This is a genomic window from Serratia sp. NPDC087055, assembly GCF_044900985.1.
GTDB lineage: Bacteria > Pseudomonadota > Gammaproteobacteria > Enterobacterales > Enterobacteriaceae > Serratia.
Genome location: NZ_JBJDOG010000001.1, coordinates 1,262,890 through 1,287,284 on the forward strand (window position 1 = coordinate 1,262,890; position 24,395 = coordinate 1,287,284).

24 protein-coding genes are annotated in these 24,395 nt (G+C 54.4%); 9 read left to right on the forward strand and 15 right to left on the reverse strand.

Annotated features, from left to right (window positions below):
- Window positions 1-2 precede the first annotated feature (2 nt).
- The 5 genes from ACI2J2_RS05925 to ACI2J2_RS05945 all read right to left on the reverse strand — a co-directional run bounded on the left by ACI2J2_RS05925 (window position 3) and on the right by ACI2J2_RS05945 (window position 4,702).
- Complete coding sequence (locus ACI2J2_RS05925; protein ID WP_209633278.1) at window positions 3-1,019, reverse strand: ABC transporter permease; 1,017 nt, start codon at window positions 1,017-1,019, stop codon at window positions 3-5.
- A 174-nt stretch (window positions 1,020-1,193) separates the two neighbouring features.
- Window positions 1,194-2,744, reverse strand: a complete 1,551-nt coding sequence (locus tag ACI2J2_RS05930; RefSeq protein ID WP_209633276.1) for an ABC transporter substrate-binding protein — start codon at window positions 2,742-2,744, stop codon at window positions 1,194-1,196.
- 35 nt (window positions 2,745-2,779) lie between these two features.
- The gene (gene ddpX / locus ACI2J2_RS05935) at window positions 2,780-3,343 is read right to left on the reverse strand and encodes a D-alanyl-D-alanine dipeptidase (protein ID WP_209633274.1); all 564 of its coding nucleotides are present in this window, start codon (window positions 3,341-3,343) and stop codon (window positions 2,780-2,782) included.
- Between the two features lie 18 nt (window positions 3,344-3,361).
- Entirely contained in the window at window positions 3,362-4,234 is an 873-nt protein-coding gene (locus ACI2J2_RS05940) for a MurR/RpiR family transcriptional regulator (RefSeq protein WP_209633272.1), read from the reverse strand.
- A 246-nt stretch (window positions 4,235-4,480) separates the two neighbouring features.
- A complete protein-coding gene (locus ACI2J2_RS05945) occupies window positions 4,481-4,702 on the reverse strand; it encodes a hypothetical protein (protein WP_404759651.1) in 222 nt (73 codons plus the stop codon).
- Between the two features lie 87 nt (window positions 4,703-4,789).
- Here ACI2J2_RS05945 and ACI2J2_RS05950 point away from each other — a divergent pair, with 87 nt between their 5' ends.
- Complete coding sequence (locus ACI2J2_RS05950) at window positions 4,790-5,986, forward strand: multidrug efflux MFS transporter (RefSeq protein ID WP_265556893.1); 1,197 nt, start codon at window positions 4,790-4,792, stop codon at window positions 5,984-5,986.
- A 68-nt stretch (window positions 5,987-6,054) separates the two neighbouring features.
- On the opposite strand, the gene ACI2J2_RS05955 is transcribed toward ACI2J2_RS05950, so the two are convergent.
- Both ACI2J2_RS05955 and ACI2J2_RS05960 read right to left on the reverse strand, forming a co-directional pair.
- Window positions 6,055-6,492 carry a glyoxalase gene (locus ACI2J2_RS05955; protein WP_209633267.1) on the reverse strand — a complete coding sequence of 146 codons (438 nt, stop codon included), beginning with the start codon at window positions 6,490-6,492 and terminating at the stop codon, window positions 6,055-6,057.
- Between the two features lie 20 nt (window positions 6,493-6,512).
- Entirely contained in the window at window positions 6,513-7,382 is an 870-nt protein-coding gene (locus ACI2J2_RS05960; RefSeq protein ID WP_404759652.1) for a helix-turn-helix domain-containing protein, read from the reverse strand.
- Between the two features lie 179 nt (window positions 7,383-7,561).
- Here ACI2J2_RS05960 and ACI2J2_RS05965 point away from each other — a divergent pair, with 179 nt between their 5' ends.
- Window positions 7,562-8,467: a DMT family transporter gene (locus ACI2J2_RS05965; RefSeq protein ID WP_209633262.1), complete on the forward strand. Its 906-nt coding sequence runs from the start codon at window positions 7,562-7,564 to the stop codon at window positions 8,465-8,467.
- Between the two features lie 88 nt (window positions 8,468-8,555).
- Here the strand turns inward: ACI2J2_RS05965 and ACI2J2_RS05970 are convergent, their stop codons facing one another.
- Window positions 8,556-9,791: an alpha/beta fold hydrolase gene (locus tag ACI2J2_RS05970; RefSeq protein ID WP_404759653.1), complete on the reverse strand. Its 1,236-nt coding sequence runs from the start codon at window positions 9,789-9,791 to the stop codon at window positions 8,556-8,558.
- 104 nt (window positions 9,792-9,895) lie between these two features.
- Between ACI2J2_RS05970 and ACI2J2_RS05975 the strand changes: the two genes are divergently transcribed.
- The 5 genes from ACI2J2_RS05975 (at window position 9,896) to ACI2J2_RS05995 (ending at window position 14,536) form a co-directional block, all read left to right on the forward strand.
- Window positions 9,896-10,792, forward strand: a complete 897-nt coding sequence (locus ACI2J2_RS05975) for a LysR family transcriptional regulator (RefSeq protein WP_404759654.1) — start codon at window positions 9,896-9,898, stop codon at window positions 10,790-10,792.
- A gap of 144 nt (window positions 10,793-10,936) precedes the next feature.
- Window positions 10,937-12,106 carry a pyridoxal phosphate-dependent aminotransferase gene (locus ACI2J2_RS05980; protein WP_404759655.1) on the forward strand — a complete coding sequence of 390 codons (1,170 nt, stop codon included), beginning with the start codon at window positions 10,937-10,939 and terminating at the stop codon, window positions 12,104-12,106.
- Window positions 12,107-12,231: 125 nt separating this feature from the next.
- Window positions 12,232-13,236: an alpha/beta fold hydrolase gene (locus ACI2J2_RS05985; RefSeq protein WP_209633256.1), complete on the forward strand. Its 1,005-nt coding sequence runs from the start codon at window positions 12,232-12,234 to the stop codon at window positions 13,234-13,236.
- 75 nt (window positions 13,237-13,311) lie between these two features.
- Window positions 13,312-13,971, forward strand: a complete 660-nt coding sequence (locus ACI2J2_RS05990; protein ID WP_404759656.1) for a dihydrofolate reductase family protein — start codon at window positions 13,312-13,314, stop codon at window positions 13,969-13,971.
- A gap of 205 nt (window positions 13,972-14,176) precedes the next feature.
- Entirely contained in the window at window positions 14,177-14,536 is a 360-nt protein-coding gene (locus ACI2J2_RS05995) for an AprI/Inh family metalloprotease inhibitor (RefSeq protein ID WP_209633253.1), read from the forward strand.
- A gap of 56 nt (window positions 14,537-14,592) precedes the next feature.
- Here the strand turns inward: ACI2J2_RS05995 and ACI2J2_RS06000 are convergent, their stop codons facing one another.
- On the reverse strand, window positions 14,593-15,114 hold the full coding sequence (locus tag ACI2J2_RS06000; RefSeq protein WP_209633250.1) for a chromate transporter: 522 nt from the start codon (window positions 15,112-15,114) through the stop codon (window positions 14,593-14,595).
- Window positions 15,111-15,683, reverse strand: a complete 573-nt coding sequence (locus tag ACI2J2_RS06005) for a chromate transporter (protein ID WP_265556901.1) — start codon at window positions 15,681-15,683, stop codon at window positions 15,111-15,113. The genes ACI2J2_RS06000 and ACI2J2_RS06005 overlap by 4 nt, the downstream gene beginning before the upstream one ends.
- Before the next feature lie 98 nt (window positions 15,684-15,781).
- On the opposite strand from ACI2J2_RS06005, the gene ACI2J2_RS06010 reads away from it, so the two are divergent.
- On the forward strand, window positions 15,782-16,702 hold the full coding sequence (locus tag ACI2J2_RS06010) for a LysR family transcriptional regulator (RefSeq protein WP_404759657.1): 921 nt from the start codon (window positions 15,782-15,784) through the stop codon (window positions 16,700-16,702).
- Here the strand turns inward: ACI2J2_RS06010 and licT are convergent.
- Genes licT through ACI2J2_RS06025 form a run of 3 tightly spaced genes read right to left on the reverse strand, consistent with a single transcriptional unit; the run spans window position 16,699 to window position 20,828 of the window.
- Window positions 16,699-17,538: a BglG family transcription antiterminator LicT gene (gene licT, locus ACI2J2_RS06015; protein WP_209634196.1), complete on the reverse strand. Its 840-nt coding sequence runs from the start codon at window positions 17,536-17,538 to the stop codon at window positions 16,699-16,701. The genes ACI2J2_RS06010 and licT overlap by 4 nt on opposite strands.
- Before the next feature lie 24 nt (window positions 17,539-17,562).
- A complete protein-coding gene (locus ACI2J2_RS06020) occupies window positions 17,563-18,978 on the reverse strand; it encodes a glycoside hydrolase family 1 protein (protein WP_404759658.1) in 1,416 nt (471 codons plus the stop codon).
- Window positions 18,975-20,828 carry a beta-glucoside-specific PTS transporter subunit IIABC gene (locus tag ACI2J2_RS06025; RefSeq protein WP_404760277.1) on the reverse strand — a complete coding sequence of 618 codons (1,854 nt, stop codon included), beginning with the start codon at window positions 20,826-20,828 and terminating at the stop codon, window positions 18,975-18,977. The genes ACI2J2_RS06020 and ACI2J2_RS06025 overlap by 4 nt, the downstream gene beginning before the upstream one ends.
- A 582-nt stretch (window positions 20,829-21,410) precedes the next feature.
- Here ACI2J2_RS06025 and ACI2J2_RS06030 point away from each other — a divergent pair.
- Window positions 21,411-22,580: a cupin domain-containing protein gene (locus ACI2J2_RS06030; protein ID WP_404759659.1), complete on the forward strand. Its 1,170-nt coding sequence runs from the start codon at window positions 21,411-21,413 to the stop codon at window positions 22,578-22,580.
- A 33-nt stretch (window positions 22,581-22,613) separates the two neighbouring features.
- Here the strand turns inward: ACI2J2_RS06030 and ACI2J2_RS06035 are convergent, their stop codons facing one another.
- Together ACI2J2_RS06035 and ACI2J2_RS06040 are read right to left on the reverse strand one after the other, a co-directional pair.
- Window positions 22,614-23,918: a c-type cytochrome gene (locus ACI2J2_RS06035; protein WP_404759660.1), complete on the reverse strand. Its 1,305-nt coding sequence runs from the start codon at window positions 23,916-23,918 to the stop codon at window positions 22,614-22,616.
- An 11-nt stretch (window positions 23,919-23,929) separates the two neighbouring features.
- Entirely contained in the window at window positions 23,930-24,388 is a 459-nt protein-coding gene (locus ACI2J2_RS06040; RefSeq protein ID WP_404759661.1) for a (2Fe-2S)-binding protein, read from the reverse strand.
- Window positions 24,389-24,395 lie beyond the last annotated feature (7 nt).

Below are 24,395 nucleotides of genomic sequence, written 5' to 3' on the forward strand. Positions count from 1 at the left end.
CATTATCCCTCGCGCCCCATTCGCGGGTCGATCCACAGATAGAGCAGATCGACGATCAAATTCACCATTACATAGGCAAAAGACACCACGACGGCAAAGCCCATCACCGCCGGGAAGTCCAATGCCTGAATGGAGTCCACGACGTAAGCCCCCATACCTGGCCAGGCAAATACCGTTTCAGTCAGCACCGCACCGTACAGCAAATCCCCCAGCGCCAGCCCCAACACCGTCACCGAAGGGATTAACGCATTGGGCAACGCATGGCCCAGCACCACACGCCAGTGTGAGAGGCCATTGGCCCGTGCGGTACGGATGTAGTCTTCCCCCAACTGTTCAAGCATTGCCGAGCGGATTTGCCGCGCCACCACGCCGAGGTGAACAAACGCCAGGGTGAGTGCCGGCAAAATCAGATGCCGCAGACTGTTCCAGAACGCTTCACCATTGCCGGTCAGAAGTGAATCAAGCAGATAGAATCCGGTGATGTGCGTGGGTGGATCTAACCAGTCGTCTAACCGACCACCGCCGGGTAACAGATTGAGTTGTCCATAAAACAAAATGATCACGCCCAGCCCCAGCCAGAAAGCCGGGGTAGAGATGCCGGTCACCGACAATAGCCGTACCAGATGGTCGGGCCATTTATTACGGTAAACCGCTGACACAACCCCGAGTGGAACGCCCAACGCGATCGCCAATACCAACGCGCAAAAAGCCAACTCTAACGTCGCGGGAAAGAAAGCGCGTAAATCCTCTAGCACCGGTCGCCCGGTGCGGATAGATGTCCCCAGATCGCCGTGCAGCAAATCCAGCACATAGCGACCGAATTGCACATATAGCGGCTGATCCAGGCCCAGCTGTTGGCGAATATGCTGGACAATCTCCTCGCTGGCCCGGTCACCGGCCAACAGCCGCGCCGGATCGCCGGGGATCAGGTGTGAGATGGTAAAGGTGATCACGCACACCCCGAACATCACCAGCACCAGTCCCCAGCAGCGCTGACGGATAAGGCTCCAAACGTTCATAGTGGTTTCCCATGGTGCATAGGCAGCCAAACAGCTGCCCGAGTTGGATAGCAATATTGTCTTCAAACCAGAGATACTCGGGCCTGGCGCACCGACGGCCAAGGCCGTTACGACCCCTTCGGCACGCTCTCCCTAATAACTGGCTTTGTTAGCTGTCTGAAGTACCCAAACAACTTACTTGCTCATCTGCCCAACGTTGAATACCTGCTCCAGCATCGGGTTATATACAAAGCCCTTCACATCTTTGTTCATCGCTACCTGATAGTTTTTCTGGAACAGATAGACGTAGGCCGCCTGGTCAATGACGATTTTCTGCGCGGCCTGATAGTCAGCAGTGCGCACCTGTTGATCGGACACCGATACCGCTTTCTTCAGCAGCGCATCGACCTGCGGATTACTGTAGAAGGCACGGTTGCCGGGTAGCCCTTTCTTGTCGGACTCGAACCAGTAGTTCATGAACATGTAGGGGTCGGCAAAGTCCGGGCTCCAGTTGCCAATTGCGATGTCGTAATTGCCCTGACCGATGCGATCGCGCATGGTGGCGTTAGCCAATTTCTCCAGCTTGACGTTGATGCCCACGGTCGCCAGACTGGCCTGTACCGAAAGCGCAATCGCCTCCCAGTTGGGATCGCTGACCGAATACAGGAAGTTCAGCGACGCGGGTTTATCCTTCACCGCCGCCAGCGCTGCTTTGGCTTTATCGGCATCTTGGCTGTACTGCTGCGCGCTGGCATCGTAACCCCACATGCCTTCCGGGATCGGGCCACGCATTTGTTTGCCGTTACCGCCGAGGATCCCTTTCACCATGCCCTGATAATCCACCGCGTAAGAAATGGCCCGGCGCAGATCCACCTGGTTCAGCGGTGCTTTGCCGTTGTTGAGGTATAAATAGGTCACCCGCAACGACGGATATTCATTTACCGCCACCTTGTTTTCGCTCTTTAATGCAGTGAGCTGGTCGATCGGCAGTGACTCGGCAATGTCCAGATCGCCACGTGTCAGTTGCAAACGGCGGGTTGCGCTTTCACCGATGATTTTGACCGTCACACGCTTAAACGCCGGTTTTGTCCCGTTGTAATGCGGGTTCGGCACCAGCACCAGTTGTTGTCCTTTCTGCCAACGATCCAGCTTGTACGGGCCCGAACCGGCACTGTGACTCGACAGCCAGGCTTTACCTTCATCGGCCGGATTGGCCTTGGCGATAGCCGGGTTAACAATACCGGCCCCGTCGTTGGCTAAGGTGTACAGGAACGGCGCAAACGGGGTTTTCAAGGTAAAGCGCACAGTGAGCGGATCTACCACCGTGACCTGCATGTCTTTCGGGAAGGCTTCGGACGGCCCCTGGCCAATTTTCATCAGGCGTTCAAACGACCACTTCACGGCGTCTGCATTGACATCCGAACCGTCGTCAAATTTGTTGCCCGGCTTAAGCTTAAAGGTCCAGACGAGTTGATCATCAGAAGCCGTCCAGCTTTCGGCCAATTCGCCTTCAACCTGAGTCGAGCCTTTCCCGCCTTCGGTTTTGTACTGTACCAGCCGTTGGTAAGCCGGATAGGTCACCGTCCAATCGTTGTTATCAATAGTCACCGCCGGATCCAGCGTTTGCGGATCGGCAGCTTTGCCAATCACCAACATGTCTTTGGGTACGGCGGCCTGTGCCTGTCCCATGACGACCATGCCCAACGTCACTGCTGCCGCCAGAGCGGCGTATTTGATCTTATTCATAAACAAAGCTCCTGATGCGTTGAATGTGTGTTGTTTTAATCGTAAGAAAAACAGCCGAAACGATCGGCCAGCAGCGGGTAATCACCGGCGTTAGGCAGTTCAAAGTGCCACCATTCGCTGGCAATGCCGCGAAAACCTCCGGCAGCCATCACCGCATTCAGCAGCAGCCGATTGCGTTGCACCTCCGGAGAGAAATCAGGGTAAAACGGGTGAGAGCGTTCGCTCATCTCATCAAATCCGGTGCCCATATCCAGCGCTGTGCCGCTGGCGTCCAGCAACGTCACATCGATCGCCACGCCGCGACTGTGGTGCGAACCGGTTTGTGTGCTGGTGACATACTGCGGATCGGGACACGCCAGCCACAACAGTGCCTGCGCCTGCTGTGGACGGTAAGCATCAAACACCTGCAGAGAAAAACCGGCCAGCCGCGCAGCCAATAAACAGCGCCGTAGCCCTGCCACCGCATCGGGATGCAGCAAGCAGCGGCTTTCACGGTAGATTGCCCGCCCCGTCAGGTTGTCAGCGGTGGCGTACTTCAGATCGATAGGCAAGTCGGGGAACGTGGCTGCCAGATCGGTTAAGGTTACATTGTCACTCATTGCATTTTCCCATAGCGATTAAGATTCAAATTGCCCCAGTTCTTTTTGCAGGATGCGGTTATTGGCCAGCCGTTGTTCTACCGCCGCTCCCCCTTGTTCCAGCACGGAGGACAGCAGCAAGTTGAACAAGCAGCTGAACGGTGCCAATGAATCCCAAAATTGGCCGGTGTCAGTTTTCACCTGCAGCAGGTCAATGGGATAATCTCGTGCCCAAGGGCAGTAAATATCGGTAACCAGTGCCAACCGCAGCCCGCGTGCGCATGCCGCCTGGCAGTATTTCTGGGCGATAGTGGAATAGGCGCGGGTATCGGTCAGCACCAGATAGGGGGAATTGAATTCTGAATTGAGTGACTCTACGTAGGTACCGGACAGACCATCGGCGTAATAGACCTTGGGCCGCAGGTATTCCAGGTGGCTGTAGAAGGCGTTAGCAATCCCCCGCGTCGACTGGACGCCAATCACAAATACCGCCTCTGCCTGTGCCAACTGGCGGCTGATCTGGGCAAAAGCTTCGCCACCCGCCAATTGGTAAACGTGTTCTATCGCCTCCAGTTCCAGCGTTAACGCCTGGCGCAGCTTCTGAGGCTGTGGCTGTTTGCGACGTTGTCGGTAGGCACCCAGACGATCGGTCACGCCCCAGGGCTGATACAGCGCGGTACCCTGTTCACGCAACGTGCGTTTCAAGTCCTCAAGATTGCGGTACCCCAGACTACGCAGATAGCGCCCGACTGAAATGCCGCTGGTGGCCGTGCTGCGGGCGATGCTGTCAGCCGTTTCAAACGGAACTTGCGCCAAATTGGCCAGCAGATATCCGGCGATACGCTTGCCCGTTGGGGTCTGAACCGCAAATGACGCTTCGATTTGTGCGATCACATCAGGGTGCTCTGCCATATTCTGCCCACTGTTGTTGAGTTGTCACTAAACCACCTTCTGTTACTCAGGTAACAGACGCTGATGATGGCTATGCATGGCCTGTGCCAATTGCGAACGGCTGGGGGAAATTCACGCACGGCGGCGTAGGGCGACGCAGGGACGGCAGAACCTACGGTTACAACATAGTCATCAGTTGATAACTATTGCACAACAATTGGGCAATGCATCTGGCAATGCACTGCCATGAACCACTGATTTTCAATTTTATGACAGCGCTTGCGAAACCAATGCAAACGTCGGTGCAAGATCGTAATCCGGTCTATGAGGCTCGCCTCGGATCCTGATCGTGGGCGTATCAATACAGGGCAGACCCCGCCTGACCAACCCTTCGCTAAGTCCACTGTCCAGCGGTGTATCCACCCGCACAGACTGGCCGCAGCAAGGCTTGATCAGGGCAATGTCCCGGCGGGTTTTACTTTTGTTCACTTATTTCCCCCGGCACAGCCTGATAACCGGTGTTATTATTATTCTGCTCAATAATTCCCTCCTAATTCAAAGTGGTACGACAAGCTGATGGAAGCGTGGAAACTCAATCTGATTTCGGTCTGGCTCGGCTGTTTCTTTACCGGGCTGGCAATGAGCCAAATCCTCCCTTTTCTCCCGCTGTATGTCGAACAGCTCGGTGTTACCGGCCACCAGTCGCTGAGTATGTGGTCCGGTTTGGTATTCAGCGGTACTTTTTTGGTCTCCGCATTGGTATCGCCGCTGTGGGGCAGCCTGGCGGACCGCAAAGGCCGAAAACTGATGTTGCTGCGTGCGTCCCTGGGGATGGCAATCGTGATTGCGCTGCAAGGCCTGGTCAGCAACGTTTATCAACTGTTCGCGCTACGCGCATTGATGGGGCTAGCCTCCGGTTATATCCCCAATGCGATGGCATTGGTTGCCTCGCAGGTGCCACGCGATAAAAGCGGTTGGGCACTGGGTACGTTGTCCACCGGCCCGGTGACCGGAGTGATCGTCGGTCCGCTATTGGGTGGATTAATGGCCGATCACCTTGGCTTACGCGTGGTGTTTTTTGTCACTGCCGGGCTGATGTTCGTCAGCTTCCTGATCACTTTGTTCCTGATAAAAGAACGTCGCATTGAGGTGAAAAAAGCCGATCGGCTGACCGGTAAGGCGGTATTCCAGTCGCTGCCCTATCCAGCGCTGATCGTAACGCTGTTTGTCAGTACGCTGATGATCCAGGTGGCCAATTCGTCCATCAGCCCAATCTTGACGCTTTTTATTAAGGACTTATCCAGTGATAGCAGCAATATTGCTTTCATTAGCGGCATGATTGCCGCCGTTCCCGGCGTTGCGGCCTTGATTTCCGCCCCGCGTCTTGGCCGGCTTGGCGACCGTATCGGCACCTCACGTATTTTGTTGGCCGCACTGGGGTTAACAACGGTGCTGTTCGCGATCATGGCCTGGGTGGAAACGCCACTCCAACTGGGGATACTTCGCTTTCTGCTGGGGTTTGCTGACGGGGCCTTGATGCCTGCGGTACAGACGCTGCTGCTGAAGTATTCTTCCGATCAGGTCACTGGCCGTATCTTTGGTTATAACCAGTCATTTATGTACCTTGGCAATGTGGTCGGCCCGCTGGTTGGCTCTGGTGTTTCGGCGCTGATGGGGTTCCGCTGGGTATTCGCCGTAACGGCGGTACTGGTGTTGATCAACTGCCTGCAGGTTCGCCGTCAGTTTAAAAAAGTTGAGCGTGACCAAGCGTGATCAATGGGGCCGCCGCAGCGGCCCTGATAAAAGGAAGTACTGTCATTGAGGGCGGTAATAAACAGCGATTAATCCCGCAACCAAGGGGTAACGGTCACGCCGATCAACATCCCTTCCGGGCTGAGTAAGCGGGTCACGCTTTGGCCCCACGGCTCTTCACGGTTGGCAACCAACAGTCGATAGCCGCGATCAATCAGCCCTTGAGTCGCCAGCGCGATATCGGCGACGTCGAATTCCATCCAGGCCTGCGGCACCGGCAGATCAACGGGCCATTGATCGCTACCGAAACACGATTGTGCGGCCTGCGCCAGCGGCCACAGGGCAAAGTGTTTTACCCCCTCCAGCGCGCCATGCTCGGTTAACAGATAGTCTGGATTACCTTCCATCGGCTTAAGCGGCAATCCCAAGGCGTCAACATAAAAGGCTTTGCTGTGATCCGTCTCTTGAGTAATCGGGCCAAATCCAGCGATAAATAACACACCCAGTCCTGCGAACTGCTGTTCCATGTTCTCTCCTGTAAAGGACATCAACGCCCCTGGCGCATTTGTGTTGGGGAAAATCCGTAGGCCGCTTTAAAGCGATTGCTAAAGTGGCTGGACGAGCTAAAGCCGCACTCCAACGCAATCTGCGTCAGCGACAGTACGCTGTGGCACAGCAACCTTTCCGCCTGTTGCAACCGTGCACGCATCACGAACTGGTGCGGCGCCATACCGGTATCATGTTTGAACATACGGGCAAAGTGGAATTCACTCAACCCGGCCTCTGCAGCCAAATCTGACAGCAACAGCGGTTGGTCCAGATGCTGCTCTATGTAGGCTTTCACCCGCCTGGCAACCACGGGGGCCAAACCGCCCCGTACCTGTGGCAACACCCAATGCAGTTGGCTGTAATGCTGCACCAAATGCGACATCAAAAAGGTCGTCGCACTACTGAGTGCCAGCTGATTGGCATTCTCCTGCCAGTTACAGTTGAGGATAAACTGGTGAAACAGCAACGTAATCTTGGGATCTTCACCAAACGCGAGCTGATCGAGGTTAATCGCGGCGGGGCTCCGATCCCAGGTGTGTTCCACCACCTGACGCAGATGCCGATCGGTGCAATAAAGGTGTACGAAAGATAAATCGCTGCGCACATCCCAGGTAGATTCATATTGACGGGGCATAATGCAGAAGCGGTCTGGCCCACCGCCATTTTTCCAACCGCCGGGCACTTTCTGATAGCACTCATACCCATCTGCGACATACAGACTCAGCGTATGGTGATCGGCACTTTCCTGAGTAATGCGATCGTTACGGTTGGACCAGGCCGCAATTTCCACACCGGACCCCAGCTGCACATTGTTGTGCAACTGCGCGTTATGCTCCCGCAGTGTTTCAAACGCCTTGTACCTGGACATCACCCGCCCCCGCTTTTTCCAATGTTTCCAGTGTAGAGAGAGGTGCCGTACCACACCAGACGCTAACCCTCGCTTTTGCCAAAAAAAGCGCAAGAATATGCAATTGCGCGCAATGCGCTGAAAGCGCGATACCCAGCCACGACGGATACTGCCCCAGTCTATTTTTGTCGGAGTCAATTATGAACACGCTGTTGTACCTGGCCGTGGTACTGATTTGGGGCACCACCTGGATTGCAATTACCTTACAACAAGCAGGCCCGGTGGCCATTCCTGTTTCCATCAGCTACCGTTTTGTTGTTGCCGCCATGACGATGTTTGTCATCTTGTTGTTGATGCGCCGCTTGCGCCGCATTGCCCCACGTGACCATGTGTTTTGCATCCTGCAAGGCTGCTGCGTTTTCGGTTTTAACTTCTACTGTTTTTACCATGCTGCGGCTTATATCAGCAGTGGTTTGGAATCGGTAATTTTTTCAATGGCAGTGCTGTTCAATGCCGTTAACGGCATGATTTTCTTTCGTCAACGCCCCAGTCCGAACCTGTTGCCGGCAGCGGTGCTGGGATTAACCGGGATCGTCGCCCTGTTCTGGCAAGATTTGGCCGCCACGCAAATGGCCCCCGAACTGTTGAAAGGCATTGGACTGAGTGCGCTCGGTACTTACGGCTTTTCGCTGGGAAATATGATCAGTACTCGCCACCAGCGGCGCGGGCTGGATATTCTCTCCACCAATACCTATGCCATGAGCTACGGCGCAATACTGATGGCATTGATCGCGCTGTCTCAAGGAGCGTCGTTCCAGATTGAATTCAACACCCGCTATATTGGCTCATTGCTGTATCTGGCCATTTTTGGATCAGTGATTGCCTTCGCGGCCTACTTCAGTCTGCTGGGCCGCATTGGCGCCGGGGCTGCCGCCTACAGCACACTGTTGTTCCCGCTGGTCGCACTCAGCATTTCAACGTTCTATGAAGGCTACCAATGGCACCTCAATGCCGTGATGGGTTTAGGCATGATTTTACTCGGCAATCTGGTGATGTTTGCGAAGCCGGGCAGGTTCAGTGCGCTATGGCACAAGCGGGCCGTTTAAGTAAAGAGCGCCTTACTGGAAGGCGCCCCTCTGGTTATCAGCCATCACCCAGAGCGAGTTTTTTGGTTACCCCGCCATTAATAACCGGTCAGTTAATGTCGGTGAACGTTCCAATGAAACACTCAAGCGCCTGCGCCAGTGCGCTGGCGGCCTCCCGTGGGGGATGGTGCCCAACACCGGGCATCATTAATAAACGGGCGTTAGCAATCCCCTCAGCAATTTCCCCACTGAGCTCTGGCGGTGTGGCTACGTCTTGTTCCCCACAAATAACCCATGTCGGGGTCGTTATCAGCGGTAACAACGCACGGCAATCTCCGCGTTCGATGACCGCCGCATCTATCGCCAACGACAGCCCCTTACGGTCATGTTTCAGCATGATAGCCCGGTCTCTCACCATGACCTGCGGATTGTTACGTCGCCAGGCTGGCGCATTGACGTGTTGCTGCACATTGATGAAAGCGGCCTCGCAATCTTCATGACTACCTTGCAGGAGTGTCGTTTTTAAACGCTCCCACGTCCCGTAGCGCTGGGGATCCTCTTCACGGGCGCTGGTTCCAATTAACACCAAACCGGACAACAATTCCGGGTGCTTTGCCGCCAACCGGATCCCCACCATTCCACCCTGACTTTGCCCAATAAATACCACAGGCCCCAGAGAGAGTTCGTTAATCATCAACGCCAGATCGTCAGCAATATCATCCAGACTCCATCCCCGGTGATTGAAACTGCTTTCCCCGTGGCCTGGCATATCAAGCCCAATACAGCGGTAATTTTTTGCCAGTACTGCCATCTGCTCGGTAAAAATATCGCCATCGACAAAAAGTCCATGGGCAAACATGAGCACAGGTCCTTCACCACGATCCGTATAGGCATATTCTGTGTGATTGAGGCGTACCCTGTATTTCTCATCATCGCAGGTAGAATCAAAAGCTCGTGCAAGCAACGCTGAATCTTCAAAAATCTGATAACGCGCAATCAAACCCTCTCGGATTTGAAAATGCAGTACAAAATCGCTGCCTACAGTACGGCCGGTAGAAACCACCCGGTGGCGGAAATACCCTTTCACCATGACGCTATCATCGGAAACCCACCAGTTATCCAACCGGAAAACCCGTGGCTGAAAGTTTTCAGGGAATGACTGCAACCACCGACGCACCGACTCGCGTCCTTTCAATATGCCAACGGTTGAAACCTGTGTGACCCCGTCAACATGCCACACCACATCATCGGTCAGCAGTTGTAATGCGCTATCAACGTCGCCCGCCCCAAAAGCGCTGATGTAACGCTGCACAACTTCGGTATGAGGTGAGGTAAGGTTAGTCATGTCATGATCCTCTTAAGAAATAATAAAACCCGCCGTCAAAACTCGAACAAAGGGCGTCAGAGGGGTATTATTGGATTTCTTTTTATGCATAACTACAGAAGAAATTGCCAATAGGTTTTCTAAAAATGAAAAATATGGATTGGAACGATCTGCGTTATTTTCTTTGTGTGGCCAGGCATGCAAGCCTGACCGGCGCAGCACAAGAAATGAGTGTCAGCCAGTCCACTATCGCAAGACGTATTGCCGCATTAGAAGAGAGCCTGGGTACTGCGCTATTTGTACGTCATGCAACGGGTTATTTCCTGACGGATAATGGGAAGGACGTTTTAACGCAAGCCGAACGCGTTGAAGCCCGGGTGTTTGAATTGGAAAAAGATGCATCAAACCTGGACGCGACAGTTGCCGGGGTTGTCCGGTTGGCCACTGCAGAAACAATGGCCACTCATGTCATTATTCCTGCATTGCCGTTATTGGCTGCACGCCATCCCAAACTACGGCTGGAGTTGATCACCGGCATCGACATGGTTGATCTCCCCCGCTATCAGGCAGATTTGGCATTACGCTTGGTGCGACCTGGTCACGGCAATTTAGTCATCCAAAAGCTGGGGAATATGCCCTCTGCTGTCTATGGCAGCCAGGATTACCTTGCCCTGTCCACACCAGAGGAAAGGCGCTTCATCTGCTGGGATAAAACTTTTGCACATCTGCCGGCCGCACAGTGGTTAGAAAAGCATGGACATAGCCAAGAACCGGCATTAACCACCAGCAGTGTCGCAACACAATATTCCGCAGCAAAAATGGGGATCGGCTTAGCCGTCTTGCCCTGTTTTATGGTGATGGATAATGATCCGCTGGTTCAAACGCTGACACCGCAAGAGGTATTCACAGAAGAATTGTGGCTGGTAACGCATGCTGACGTTCGTGTCTCAGCACGCGTGCGAGCGGTCAGCGGTTTTTTGCAGGATATTTTCAAGGCAACAGATACCGTGTGGCATAAGTAAAAGCATTGTCTGGTGCACTTAACGACTCACGCTGGTGCACTATAGTGCACTAAATAGATTTAATTTCAATAAAATCAACACATTAAAAGTTGGCATGTTTTCTGCCTGTTCTCTTTGCAACTTTATAAAAAGGAGAACGGACACATGCAAGAAAGCAACACCTTAAACGTTAAGCGTAGGCAGTTATTAAAACTCTCTGGGGCCCTGGCCGGCGGTATCGCGCTGGTGGGGTTGAATCGTAGTGCACTGGCGAACCTCTCTTCGGGCGACGCCCCTTTCACCACCCCCACCGTCGATAATCCGATCCGGATTAACTTCAACGAGAACCCACTGGGCATGTCACCCAAGGCACAGGCCGCCGCACGTGATGCCGTGATCAAGGCCAACCGCTACGCCAAGGACGAGATCGTCGCGCTACGCAGTAAACTGGCCAGCCAATATCAGGTACCCGAAACGGCAATCCTGCTCACCGCGGGTTCATCCGAAGGGATCCGCGCCGCAGTAGAAGCTTACGCCACTTTAGATACCCAGTTGGTGATCCCAGAACTGACCTACGGCGACGGCGAGCATTTTGCCAAAATCGCGGGTATCAAAATCACTAAAGTGCCGATGCTGGATGGTTGGCAGTTCGATATCGATGGATTGAAAAATGCGGTGGCAAACTACAAGGGTCCGTCATTGGTCTACCTGGTTAATCCAAATAACCCCACGGCAACCATTACGCCGGCAGATGTGATCGAACCCTGGATCGCCGCGAAACCGGCCAACACCCTGTTCATTGTGGATGAGGCTTACGCCGAGTTCGTCAATGACCCACGTTTTCGCTCGGTCGGCCCATTGTTCAAGCAGGGAGCAGACAATGTCATCCTGCTTAAAACCTTTTCAAAAATCTTTGCCATGGCAGGCATGCGTGTGGGTTACGCCGTGGCGCAGCCAGAGATCATTGCCCGTCTAGGTCACTACGTCGCCGGTGAGAAAATCAATTTCTGCGGTGTCGATGCAGCATTGGCCTCGCTGGATGATCAGGCCTTCATCACGTACAGCAAAAAGAGCAACGACACGTCACGCCAGATTCTGCTGGACGCATTAAAAGCGCTGAACATCACGTATTTGCCGTCCGAGGGCAACTTTGTCTTTCACCAGCTTAACGTGCCGCTGAAAGCGTATCAGCAGCACATGAAGCAGGCTGGCATCCTTATTGGGCGTGCGTTCCCTCCGGCCGATGCCTGGTGCCGCATCTCGCTCGGCACGCCGCAAGAGATGACCTTTGTCTCCAAAACCCTGCATGATTTCCGCGCCAAAGGCTGGGTATAGTGGCCCTGGCGTACTGAAACCTACCGCCAGTTCGCTGGCGGTTATCCCTATAGCCCCTTTCATCCTAAAAGCTGACGCCTTATGGCTATACTGAGACTCTGCCGATTTTTCATAAGGACATCAGGATGCTGAGATTCTCTCGCCGTTGGCTGTTATCAGCAGCGCTTATTACGTTCGCAACGACCGCAGCAGAAACACCCCAATATGGCCAAGAGCTACAGGGCTTCCACTATCCTTACCCACTGCAACAGTTTAGTTTCGGCTCTCAGGGGCAGCAGTTGAGTATGGGCTACATGGACGTGCCGCCAGAGGGGAAAGCCAATGGCCACACAGCGGTGTTGATGCACGGCAAGAACTTCTGCGCGGCTACCTGGCAGGAAACCATTAAAGCGCTGACCAAGGCCGGTTATCGGGTGATTGCCCCGGATCAGATCGGTTTTTGCAGCTCGACCAAACCGCAACATTATCAATACAGTTTTCAACAGTTGGCGCAAAATACCCACGCGTTGCTGAGTAACCTGAAGATCAGTAAAGCGGTGATCGTCGGCCACTCTACCGGCGGCATGCTGGCAACCCGTTATAGCCTGATGTATCCGCAGGCAGTGGAACGACTGGTGATGGTCAATCCCATTGGGTTGGAAGATTGGAAAGCCAAGGGCGTGCCCTGGCGCAGCGTCGATCAGTGGTTTGAGCGCGAACTCAAGACCTCCGCCGCCGGCATTCGGCAATATGAGTTGAACACTTACTATGTGGGCCGCTGGAAACCAGAATATGACCGCTGGGTCGATATGCTGGCCGGGTTGAACAATGGGCCGGGGCATCGCCTGGTGGCCTGGAACTCGGCGCTGATATACGACATGATTTTTACTCAACCGGTGTATTACGAGTTTAAGGATCTGCAAACGCCGACCACGCTGATGATTGGCACCGCCGATACCACAGCCATCGGCAGTGACATCGCGCCACCTGCGGTCAAAGCCAAACTGGGCAAATACAACGTTCTTGGCAAACAGGTGGCAACGCTGATCCCCCACGCCAACTTGATCGAATTCCCCGGACTGGGCCATGCACCACAGATGGAGGAACCCACACAGTTTAACAATGCGCTGATTAAGGCATTGCAGCCCTAAGCCTCATTGGCTGGATCTGTCACCCATGCCTGCCTAAACTTTGCGCTACGGGTAACAATGTCAGCGGAGAAGACTATGCGACAGATTATTGTGGGCGCGTTTATCAGCCTTGATGGCGTCATGCAGGCCCCGGGTGGACCGGAAGAAGATACGACGGGTGGTTTTCAGTTTGGCGGTTGGACAGTGCCCTACTGGGATGACAGCATTGCCGCGGCAATGGGGGAGACTTTCTCTCAGCCGTTTGATTTACTGCTGGGCCGTAAAACCTATGACATTTTCGCCGCGCACTGGCCGCGTATCGAAACCGATCCCAACGCAGAGGGGTTTGAACAACTCAACGCAGAGATTGCCAACACCTTCAATCGGGCGACCAAATATGTCGCTACCCACCAGGGTGAAACATTGGCATGGGAAAACAGCCAATGGTTGAGTCAGAATGTTGCCGCACGTCTGCGAGAGATCAAAGCCGGACAAGGACCGGCTCTGGTGGTTCAAGGCAGCACCGAGTTAATCCAACTGTTGCTGGCTGAGGATTTGGTGGACGAACTGCGTCTGCTGACCTACCCGCTGCTGCTGGGCGGCGGTAAACGCCTGTTCGGCAAGGGGACGTCACCGGCCGCCTTTAAGCTGGTTAAGTCAGTTATCTCACCCAGTGGGGTGATCATCGCGCACTATCAGCGCGCCGGTAACATCTCCACGGGATCTTTCGCATTGGAAGCCAGCGCGGCGAAGTAGCGGCTAGCCCTGCACAAAGTGGTCGTTCTGCAACCGGCAAGCCTTGTCATCTGTATCTATTTAACAAGGATTAAAATCCCTTATCCTTCCCCCATCCGATGCCGGGGATCGTGCTATGGTATTAGCGGATTTTAGTAAGGAGTGGCCGATGCCGAGATTTCTCTCTTTACGCGCATTACGGCGCGTTGCCCTGACAGGAGTTGTTATGAGCCTTATGTTAAGCAGCAGTACCTTTGCCAGTTCACTGCCTCTGCTGGCCCCCTCTGCACTGAAGGGGCACTGGCAACTGATCGACGCCGAGGACAAAACCGCTACCTGCAACGTTGAACTCAGTGATGAACTTATCGAAGGCAGCAACGCTTACCGCTTTACTGCCTCCGCGCAGTGCTTGCAACCGCTGGCGCTTAGCGAGCTGCCGGTTGCCTGGCGCCCAACGCCGGACGGCATGACGCTGACCAATGCCGACGGCAGCATGGTCGCGTTTCTCGCGCTGACCGCGCCCAAACGCTATGAAGTGATGAATCACACTGGCAAAGCGCGTTTTACGCTGATACCGCGCCCATAGTCACTGCGCTGTTTACATGGCGGCAGTGTGACTCTTCTGCCGCCAACGCCCATCGATTACGCCACCAACAATCCCAATAATGCCCCGCCCGCCAATACCCACAGCGGGTGAATGCGTTTGTTCATGCTCAACACCGTGGCCAATAGAATAATCACCGCCAGCGGCCAACGGGGGGCAGAAGCCTCAGCGATCAGCACCCCGCTCGCCGCCACCAACCCAACGGTAACCGGTACGAGCCCACTCTGCACGCGGCGGCGCCAGGGTTTGTCCTTAAAGCGGCGCCAGGCGCCCATCACCAACAACGTGACTATCGATGACGGGCCAAACTTGGCAACGGAAGACACCAACAGCCCGGCCCAGCCGGCCACGTGCCAGCCAATCAGTGGCACGATCATCATATTCGGTCCCGGCGCAGCCTGCGCCATAGCGAAAAGTGCACTGAATTCCTGCGCGCTCATCCATTGGTGAACCTCCACCACCTGACGCTGCATTTCCGGCAAAATTGTCATGCCGCCACCGAACGCCAACAGTGACAATTCCGTGAAGATGATCGCCAGCGAAATCAAAACACCGATCATGATGGGTTCCTCCACCACATCAGTAAAATACTCAGCGGTGCCAGCACCAGCATGGTCGGCAGCAACGGCAAACGCAGCCAGGCGATGGCGATCAAACAGAGTGCGACAATCCCCAGCGCCAGCCATTTACCGCGCAACGGCAACAGCATCTTGATCCCCGTGGACAGCAATAAACCCGCTGCCGCTGCCGCCAATCCGGCAAAGACGTGTTGCACATGGGCATCATTCTGGAAGCGGGCGTAAACCATACCCAGACCGACCACAATCGCCGTCGGCGCACTGATCAGCCCCAGCAATGCGCAGAAAGCACCGCGCAGGCCGCGAAACTCCATCCCCACCGCCACCGAAAGGTTGATCACATTGCCCCCAGGCAAGAATTGGCATAAACCCAGCAGCTCGGTGAACTGTTCGCCGCTCAGCCAGCGCCTGTCTTCTACCAGCATATTGCGCGCAAGCGGCAATACACCGCCAAAGCCAATCAGCCCAAGCATCAAAAAGCCCCAAAACAACTCGCCATTGCCCGGCGGGGCTGCAAGCCGTTCGTTTTTTACCGCATCAGATTCAGACATGGTCCTTCCACATTGCTTATTGTGATGACTGGTATGATGCGCGCCATCATGACATGATGTCTAATGCATTTCGGAAGCAATAAGGATACCTAAAAGGTATGGCTATGATCGAAATTCGTCGCCTGCGGGCGTTCGTTACCGTGGTAGAAGAAGGTAATATCACCCGCGCTGCCGAACGTCTATTTATCCAGCAACCACCGCTGACCCGACTGCTGCAAGGACTGGAAGATGAGCTGGGCGTCAAACTGCTGCAACGCCTGCCGCGTGGGGTTCGCGTCACCGAGGCTGGCAGCGTGCTGTTCAATGAGGCGCGCGCCTTGCTGGCGCGTGCAGAGCACTTGACCGAAGCCGTGCGCCGCGCCGCTCGTGGCGAACAAGGGCACATCGCCATCGGCTTTACCAGCTCCGCTGCCCTGCATCCGTTCGTGCCCAACCTGTTGCGACGCTACCGTGAGATCCTGCCAGGTATTACCACCCAGTTGGAAGAAGCCGGCAGCGGAGAACTCTTGGATGCCTTGGTGGAGGAGCGGCTCGACGTTGCCTTTGTCCGTTCGCCTGTGGGCGGCATTCCGGGGCTAACCATTGAACCGGTGTTACGTGAACCTATGCTGGTCGCTCTGCCGGTCGGGCACCCATTGGCAGTCAACAGCGAGCAATCTCTGCCGCTGGCAGCATTAACCCATGAAGCATTCATTCTTTATCGTCGCCCTGCCGGCCAAGGCCTGTATGATGCCATTTTGGCTGCCTGCCACCGCGCAGGGTTCAGTCCACGTGTTATTCAAGAAGCCCCACGCCTGCCCGCCACGCTCAGTCTGGTGGGGGCCGGTTTAGGGCTGTCGATTGTACCGGCCTCGATGCGGCGCTTGGGGGGAGATGGCATTATCTATCGGACGATTGCCGAACAAGCCCAGCTGAGTGCGCCACTTTACCTGGCGTTACGCAGCAATCGCGCCTCCGCCATCATCACGCGTTTTCGCGATCTGGTGGCAGAGGCGGTCAGTGAGCAGCCGGCTGACTAGTCTTGCGTGTCGGTAATACGCGTGAGGTGGATCACCAGGTACAGCAGTTCATCGTTCGACATCTCCATTTGCAGCAGATTCTTCACGTAATCGCGGATCAGTAACGCGCCGCGATAAGCGTGCGGATATTCTTTGGTCACCTGCGCAAAAATAAAGTCGTCTTTCGACACCACCTGCTGCCCTTCCACCATTCGCTGGATAAAAAACTGCATATGAACCAGAAAACGTGCGTAATTGAGCGAATCTGTGTCGATATTGATGCGAAAATGATATTTGATGATGTTGAATATATCCTTCAACATCTTCACCGCCAGAAGCGTGTGCTCCATGTTTTGCACATCGGTTTGCCCATTAACCAAATGGAAAGCGATGTTGCCAGCCTCTTCTTCCGGCAGCTGAATATTCAGCCGTTGATTGATATAGGCCAGCGCCTGCGCCGCTACCGCGAACTCCTGCGGGTAAAAACGCTTCACTTCAAACAACAGCCGGTTCTGGATCGCAATCCCTTTGTGATAGCGTTCAATGGCGAAACTGATATGGTCTGCCAGCGTGAAGAAGATCTGCTCGTTAATCCGTCCGTTAAGATGGCGATTGGCCTCTGCGAGGATCATCTGCACAATCTCGATGTGTTCTTCCGGCGTCGTTTCTATCAAGCGCAGATAATCTCGGCCCTTTTGACCGTTTTGCACCACATACACTTTCTCGATCGCGGCCGGATCGAGAACGTCACCCACTTTGCTGTTAAACCCTATACCCTTACCCATAACGATAACTTCATTGTTATCGCCATCCGTCGATAGCACCAGGCTATTGTTGAGTACCTTAATGACTTCCATCGTCGTAGCCATCACCCTCTGTTTTTATTCGCGTTGCCGGCCATCGGAGGCAATCAGGCGTTGGTACCAGTCAAAACTGCGTTTCTTGATACGCCGCAGATCTTTCAGATCCTGCTCACCCCGGTTTACATAGATAAATCCATAACGTTTGGCGTAGCCCTGATGAGTACTGACCACGTCTATCGCTGCCCACGGGCAATAGCCGATCAGTTCAACGCCATCGTTAATCGCCAACTGCATCTGCTCAACATGCTGGCGCATAAACTCAATGCGGTAATCGTCGTTAATTGTACCATCGGGCTGTAGCGCATCAGGGGCGCCAATACCGTTTTCAGTAATTAATATGGGTAAATGATAGCGTTCAGCTGTTTTGCGTAATGTCAGCCGCAACCCAACCGGGTCGATCACCCAGCCGTAACGGGTTTTGCCGACGAAAGGATTCTCTGCCGCCCGATAAACCCCCGGTTCTCCCAGCATGATTTGTTGATCGCCCGCACGCGCACTGACGTCTGAAGCATCGCCACGGCTGGCGGCAATGGTCGCGGTAGAGTAGTAGTTTATCGCCACATAATCCGGCTTCCCCTGTTGCAACAGCGCCGCGTCGCCTGGCGCCATCTGCGGCGCTAATTCGCGGTCCAGTAAATAACGCCAGGCCAGAGGGTTATAGCGGCCATGCACGGCAACATCCAGGAAGCTCCAACACCGCAGCGTCTCCCAGTTATGGGCGGCAATAGCGTCCAGCGGATTGCAGGTTTCCTGATACATCGAGGTCGTGTTTATCGCCGGACCGATTTTAGCGCCCGGGCAACGCTGGTGACATAACGCCATCACGCGGGCCTGAGCCACCAGCATATGGTGGCTTTGCTGATACAGCACCCGTTTGGATGGCAATTCGCCCCCTTTGGGCATGCCAATGGCGCCCGGGTGCAAGATCATGGTGTTTTGTTCATTGATGGTCAGCCAATACTTCACTCGGTCACCAAAGGCGTTGAACAGCACACCGGCATAGTCGACAAAGGCGTCGATAGTGTCTCGGTTGGACCAGCCGCCCTGTTGTTCCAGTATGTAAGGCAAATCGAAGTGATACAGCGTCACCACGGGCTCTATGCCATAACTCAACAGCTCATCAATCAACTGGCGATAAAAATCCAGCCCGGTGGCGTTGACCTCGCCGGTGCCATTAGGCAGCACTCGCGTCCAGGCAATTGAAAACCGATAGGCCTTTAACCCGAGTTCGGCGAACAACTTTACGTCCTCGCGGAAGCGGTGATAGTGATCGCTGGCAACCTTAAAATCGGCCGTCTCTTTGGGATGATCGAGCATATCCACAATCGATGGGCTTTTGCCGCCCTCGTTCCACGCGCCTTCCACCTGATAAGCGGAGGTGGATGCCCCCCACAGAAAGTCTGCGGGGAAATCATTCAGTCGTTGATAAATCATGCCTGCTCCTGCTGCGCATTATTAAGGCTGATGATAGGTTGCCCAAAGCCCACCGCACCCGGCCTACGGCAACTCAGCTGCGGAAAGTCTTCGCTGTTGACCACCAGTATCGGCGTGGTCATGTCATAGCCCAGCCCGGTGATCGCCGCCAGATCAAAGCGCACCAGTTCATCTCCCACCTTAACGCGGTCGCCAATTTTCAATCTTGAAGTGAAATGCTGCCCCGCCAGATTGACGGTGTCGATACCGATATGCACTAACAGTTCGACGCCGTTATCGCCCTTGATACCGACCGCATGTTTCGACGGTAAGAAGGTCATGACCTCTCCGTCCAGCGGCGCACGCAATACCCCTTCCTGTGGCCGTACCGCAACGCCCTGGCCCAATAATCCCTGAGAGAAAACGTCGTCATTCACCTGATCCAAGGCCACAAGTTGACCGGACATCGGGCTTAAAATCTGCTGTTCACTGCCGCTGAGTGGCTCTGCCGCCTTGACGTCTGGATCCTCAAAACCCAGGATCCAGGTCAGTGCAAAGGTCACTACAATCGCGATAGCGCAGGTGACCAACGCATGGACGATATTCATCGGGTTTTGACCGATAAAGGCTGGCAGCGCCGCTAACCCAGGGGAGACAAAGGCATAGCGAACCAGCCCGCTGAGTCCGGCATAGATACCGGCACAACCCCCGCCGATCATCGCAGCAATCAGTGGTTTGCGCAGCTTGAGCGTAACGCCATACAGCGAAGGCTCGGTGATGCCCAGCAGCGCGGTAAAACCGGCAGAAGACGCCAGTTGGCGCAGGTTTTTATTTTTCGTGCGGAAGGCCACGCACAGGGTCGCCGCGCCCTGTGCAATGTTAGATGCCAGCATACCGGGCCCATTGATCATCTCGAAACCGTTCTTACTCAACTGCCCGGTCGCAATCGGCGTCATGGCCCAGGCAGTGCCGGTGATCACCAGAAACGGCTGTAACCCCCCCATCAACATCGGAATCAACCAACTGGCTTTACCGTCAACGATCGCCGCACCGGCCGCAACCAGGTCATTGAGGAAAATACCGAATGGCCCCACCACCACTAACGCCAGCGGTGCGGTAACCAACAGGATAATCATTGGCTTAGTGAAAAATTTGATCATCGTCGGTGAGACTTTCTCGGCAAAACGTTCGATATAAGACATCAGCCATACGGTGAAAATAATCGGCAGCACTGAGCCGGCGTAATCCGCCAAGCGCACAGGAACACCGACAAAATCAATCGCCGTGCCTGCCGCCAGCATCTGCGCCAGATTCGGGTGCAGCAACACCCCGGCGATGGTCATTGCCAAGATCGGGTTACACTCAAACTTGATCGCCGCACCGTAAGCCAGCAATACCGGCAGGAAGAAAAATGCCGCATCGGCAATGGTGTCCAACAAATGGTAGGTCGGGCTGGCAGCGTCTATCGCCCCGGTCAGCTTGAGGATCGCCAACAGTGCCTTAATCATCCCCGCACCAGTGATCGCCGGGATCACCGGCGTGAACGTGGTAGAGATCACACTGATGATCCGCGACATCACCCCGCCCCGTGCCGGAGATGTTTTTTCGCTTTGACGGCCAGAGAGCTCGCCAATTTCTTTTTGTAGCGTACGGAAGGTTTGCTGCACGTTATTGCCAATCACGATCTGAAACTGGCCGCCGCGCTCCACCACGCTGATCACGCCCGGCAGAGCCTCAATGGCCTTCGCCTCTACCTTGCTGTCATCGTTAAACTCCATACGCAGGCGGGTGGCGCAGTGTGTCAGTTTGCTGACATTGCCCTTGCCACCGACCCGCGCCAATATTTCTAGCCCCAGCTGTTTGTAATCCATCATGTTTCCCCGGTAAAAAACAAAAAAAAAGACCAAAATCAAAATGCGCCTCATCACAAGGAGAGGTGCATTCCTATTTTGGTCTTGCCTGCCGAAGCAGTAACACGCCGTAATAAAAATGTCTGGCGATCGCTAAGATCGCGGCGAAAGTATCGTCACAGTTGTGATTTTTCGGCAATAGCCTGCGTCAATCTTTGTGATTAACATCACTCATTTTCTGAAATGCACGGCTGTGTTGTCTGCATGCCCTGCCTTAGCGCCGCCGCGGTTTAATTAACCGGTTAAAATAACATCAGCAATAAGAAAAACACCTTGATAGATTAAATTTGTTTATTATTCATTTAATAAAAAACGAAATTAAACTGGTAACGAGGGATTATTATTTTAAAACAAACCCAATAATTACAACCCCACTCAATTGGTAACACAAACAAATAAATTATTCGCTACGAATGCAGCTCAACCCACTATGATTTAACCGTCGCCGAACATTTTAACGCGGCAACAAACGCCTGCAGTCAATAAACAAACCAATAAACACGCCGATACTTCGGCAAATACTCAATATATTGGAGAAATTATATGTTATCGCGTCGTGATATATTAAAAGCCTCTGCGGTAAGCGCAGCGGCAGCCAGCGTCATGGGGGCTATGATTAAATCCGCCAGCGCCGACGAACATCGCAATATTGTCCCACCCAGTACTTTCCAACCCGCCGCCGATGCACAAAACGTTTATAAGTATGTCTTTGCCAACAGTAAGAAACGCAGCCTGCCCAAGGGGTGGGCCAGAGAGGCCACCGTCGAACAATTCCCGATTTCTGAAGGCGTCGCCGGGGTAGATATGACATTGGAACCGGGCGGCGTACGTGAGCTTCACTGGCACGCCATTGCCGCTGAGTGGGCATTTATGCTGGAAGGCCATGCGCGCATTACCATCATCGATCCGGACGGAAAGTGTGAAGTGGCGGACTTTGGTGCTGGCGACGTCTGGTACTTCCCCAAAGGCTATGGGCACTCGATACAGGCACTGGCAGACGGCGCACACTTTGTCTTAACCTTTGATAACGGTCATTTTTCCGAATTCGGTACTTTTAGCATTACCGACTGGGTAGCGCACATGCCTAAAGAGGTGTTGGAAAAAAGCGTTAATATGCCTGCATCGGTATTTTCCAAAGCCAAACAGGGTGAAGCCTATATTGTCGGCGGCGCAATTCCGCCGGCGTTGCCCCTTCCCACCCAAGATGGCGGATTGAATAACGCCCCGCTGGCCCATCGCTATGAATTAATGAAACAAAAACCTTTCTTTGAAAATGATGCAGGCAGCGTTCATTTGGTGTCGTCAAAAGAATTTCCTATTTCAACCACCATGACCGGGATTATAGAAATCGTCAAGCCTGGTGCAGTGCGGGAATTGCACTGGCACCCCAACGCCAATGAATGGCAATACTATATTTCCGGCAAGGGTCGCATGACGGTATTTAGTTCACACGGTCATGCGCAGACATCTGAATATGCACCGACCGACGTCGGTTATGTCCCTCAGGGTTTTGGTCACTACATTGAGAATATGGGCGATGAGGATCTTAAGGTGTTAATTGTACTGGATAACGGCATTTACCAGGATATTTCGCTGTCTGACTGGCTGGCAAAAACGCCGGCCTATCTACTGGCTGATAACTTCAATAATCAGATTGCCGACTGGCAAGATCGCCCCAAGGATAAACTGGTGATGTCCCGCCGCAGAGGTTGATGGATAGCGAGGGGGTAACCCCCTCGCCAACGGCTACTGCTTGCGCTGTTCCGCGACCTGCTTGGCCGTTACCTTCCCTTGTTTTTCACCAAACTGACCGACGACGTAGTTAGCTACCGCAGCCACTTCCTCATCCGAATATTGGGCCCCAAAGTCCGGCATAAATTCGTGCTGCTCACCGATACTGATACGCGTACCTTTCAGAATGGCCTGCACCACGCTGCGGCCCTGGGGATCGTTGACTGCGGTGCTGCCAACCAACGACGCATATTTGCTCTGGCGGCCCGTACCGTTCCACTGGTGGCAACCACTGCAATCCCCCGCAAATAAACGGCGTCCCAGTGAATCCTCTTGCCCGCCCGGCAATATCGCGCTGGACGACGTTGCCCCCTTCGGCTGCAGATTGACCGCGCTGGCACTGTCGGTGGCGATAGGCTCGATATTGCGCAGGTATTTCACCAGCGCCTGATTGTCCTCCGGCGTCAGGTACTGCAGGCTGTTCTCTACTGCTTCCGCCATCGGGCCAGAAGCGCTGCTGCGGCCTTCCGCATGACCGGTTGCCAAATACTGCGACAGTTGCTGCTCGCTCCAGCCCCCAATACCTGTTTGTGGGTCCGGGGTAATATTGGCGGCAAACCACCCCTGGATCACCTCACCGCTAAGGTTTTTGCTTTGATTGATGCCAAAGCCCAGGTTGCGTGGCGTGTGGCATTCGCTACAGTGCCCCAGCGCCGTGGCCAGGTAAGCCCCACGGTTCCACTGTTCATCCTGATTCTGGTTGGGTTCAAAACGTTTCTCATTGAAAAATGCCAGGTTCCAGAACTTCATGCCCCAGCGTTGGTTAAACGGAAACGACAGCCCATTTTCCGGGTTGGCTTGCTTCACGGGCGGCAAGCTAAACAGGTAGGCTTTGATCGCCAATACGTCGTCGCGGCTCATCGCAGTATATGAGGTGTAAGGCATGGCGGGATACAGATTCCCCTGTGGCCCAACCCCCTCACGCACAGCACGCACAAACTGATCGTCACTCCAGCCACCGATGCCGGTTTCTTCGTCGGCGGTAATGTTGGTGCCATAAATGGTGCCGAACGGCAGTTTAAAGGCAAAGCCACCGGCAAAAGGTTTCCCGCCTGGCGCCGTGTGGCAAGCCACGCAGTCGGCGGCACGGGCAAGATATTCACCGCGAGCCAGCTTATCGCTCATCCCTGCCGGGGCTCCGGCGATAGGGGCTGTGGGCTCGGGGCCAACCGGGCGTAACAGGGTATAGATCGCGTAACCGCCCGCTATCACCACGATTACGACAATCAACCATAATAGCCATCTCAGGGCGTTGCTCATGGGTTTCTCCCTTAATCCAACGCCTTGGCGGCCTGGTGGATGGCAGCGCGAATGCGCACGTAGGTAGCGCAGCGGCAAACGTTGCCACTCATCGCCGCGTCAATATCGGCATCGCTCGGATTTTTGCTCTGTGTCAGCAGGGCACTGGCACTCATAATTTGACCGGATTGGCAGTATCCACACTGCACTACGTCCAGATTGACCCAGGCCGCCTGCACCGCTTTGCCTGCCGGCGTTTCGCCGATCGCTTCGATAGTGGTGATTTTCTTGCCCTCAGCGGCTGAAACCGGCGTCATGCATGAACGCACCGGCACACCGTCCAGGTGGACAGTACAAGCACCACACATCGCAATGCCGCAGCCAAATTTGGTGCCCGTCAGGCCGGCTTCATCACGTAAAAACCACAGCAGCGGCATGTGGGGATCGCCATCAAACGTCAGCGGTTGGTCGTTCACGGTTAAAATTATCATGCTGTTC

Bases quoted from the DNA above. Each gene is read 5' to 3' on its own strand.
- ACI2J2_RS05925 (WP_209633278.1), bottom strand. From the start codon at position 1,019: ATGAACGTTTGGAGCCTTATCCGTCAGCGCTGCTGGGGACTGGTGCTG.
- ACI2J2_RS05930 (WP_209633276.1), bottom strand. From the start codon at position 2,744: ATGAATAAGATCAAATACGCCGCTCTGGCGGCAGCAGTGACGTTGGGC.
- ddpX (WP_209633274.1), bottom strand. From the start codon at position 3,343: ATGAGTGACAATGTAACCTTAACCGATCTGGCAGCCACGTTCCCCGAC.
- ACI2J2_RS05940 (WP_209633272.1), bottom strand. From the start codon at position 4,234: ATGGCAGAGCACCCTGATGTGATCGCACAAATCGAAGCGTCATTTGCG.
- ACI2J2_RS05950 (WP_265556893.1), top strand. From the start codon at position 4,790: ATGGAAGCGTGGAAACTCAATCTGATTTCGGTCTGGCTCGGCTGTTTC.
- ACI2J2_RS05955 (WP_209633267.1), bottom strand. From the start codon at position 6,492: ATGGAACAGCAGTTCGCAGGACTGGGTGTGTTATTTATCGCTGGATTT.
- ACI2J2_RS05960 (WP_404759652.1), bottom strand. From the start codon at position 7,382: ATGTCCAGGTACAAGGCGTTTGAAACACTGCGGGAGCATAACGCGCAG.
- ACI2J2_RS05965 (WP_209633262.1), top strand. From the start codon at position 7,562: ATGAACACGCTGTTGTACCTGGCCGTGGTACTGATTTGGGGCACCACC.
- ACI2J2_RS05970 (WP_404759653.1), bottom strand. From the start codon at position 9,791: ATGACTAACCTTACCTCACCTCATACCGAAGTTGTGCAGCGTTACATC.
- ACI2J2_RS05980 (WP_404759655.1), top strand. From the start codon at position 10,937: ATGCAAGAAAGCAACACCTTAAACGTTAAGCGTAGGCAGTTATTAAAA.
- ACI2J2_RS05985 (WP_209633256.1), top strand. From the start codon at position 12,232: ATGCTGAGATTCTCTCGCCGTTGGCTGTTATCAGCAGCGCTTATTACG.
- ACI2J2_RS05990 (WP_404759656.1), top strand. From the start codon at position 13,312: ATGCGACAGATTATTGTGGGCGCGTTTATCAGCCTTGATGGCGTCATG.
- ACI2J2_RS05995 (WP_209633253.1), top strand. From the start codon at position 14,177: ATGAGCCTTATGTTAAGCAGCAGTACCTTTGCCAGTTCACTGCCTCTG.
- ACI2J2_RS06000 (WP_209633250.1), bottom strand. From the start codon at position 15,114: ATGATCGGTGTTTTGATTTCGCTGGCGATCATCTTCACGGAATTGTCA.
- ACI2J2_RS06005 (WP_265556901.1), bottom strand. From the start codon at position 15,683: ATGTCTGAATCTGATGCGGTAAAAAACGAACGGCTTGCAGCCCCGCCG.
- ACI2J2_RS06010 (WP_404759657.1), top strand. From the start codon at position 15,782: ATGGCTATGATCGAAATTCGTCGCCTGCGGGCGTTCGTTACCGTGGTA.
- licT (WP_209634196.1), bottom strand. From the start codon at position 17,538: ATGGAAGTCATTAAGGTACTCAACAATAGCCTGGTGCTATCGACGGAT.
- ACI2J2_RS06020 (WP_404759658.1), bottom strand. From the start codon at position 18,978: ATGATTTATCAACGACTGAATGATTTCCCCGCAGACTTTCTGTGGGGG.
- ACI2J2_RS06025 (WP_404760277.1), bottom strand. From the start codon at position 20,828: ATGGATTACAAACAGCTGGGGCTAGAAATATTGGCGCGGGTCGGTGGC.
- ACI2J2_RS06030 (WP_404759659.1), top strand. From the start codon at position 21,411: ATGTTATCGCGTCGTGATATATTAAAAGCCTCTGCGGTAAGCGCAGCG.
- ACI2J2_RS06035 (WP_404759660.1), bottom strand. From the start codon at position 23,918: ATGAGCAACGCCCTGAGATGGCTATTATGGTTGATTGTCGTAATCGTG.
- ACI2J2_RS06040 (WP_404759661.1), bottom strand. From the start codon at position 24,388: ATGATAATTTTAACCGTGAACGACCAACCGCTGACGTTTGATGGCGAT.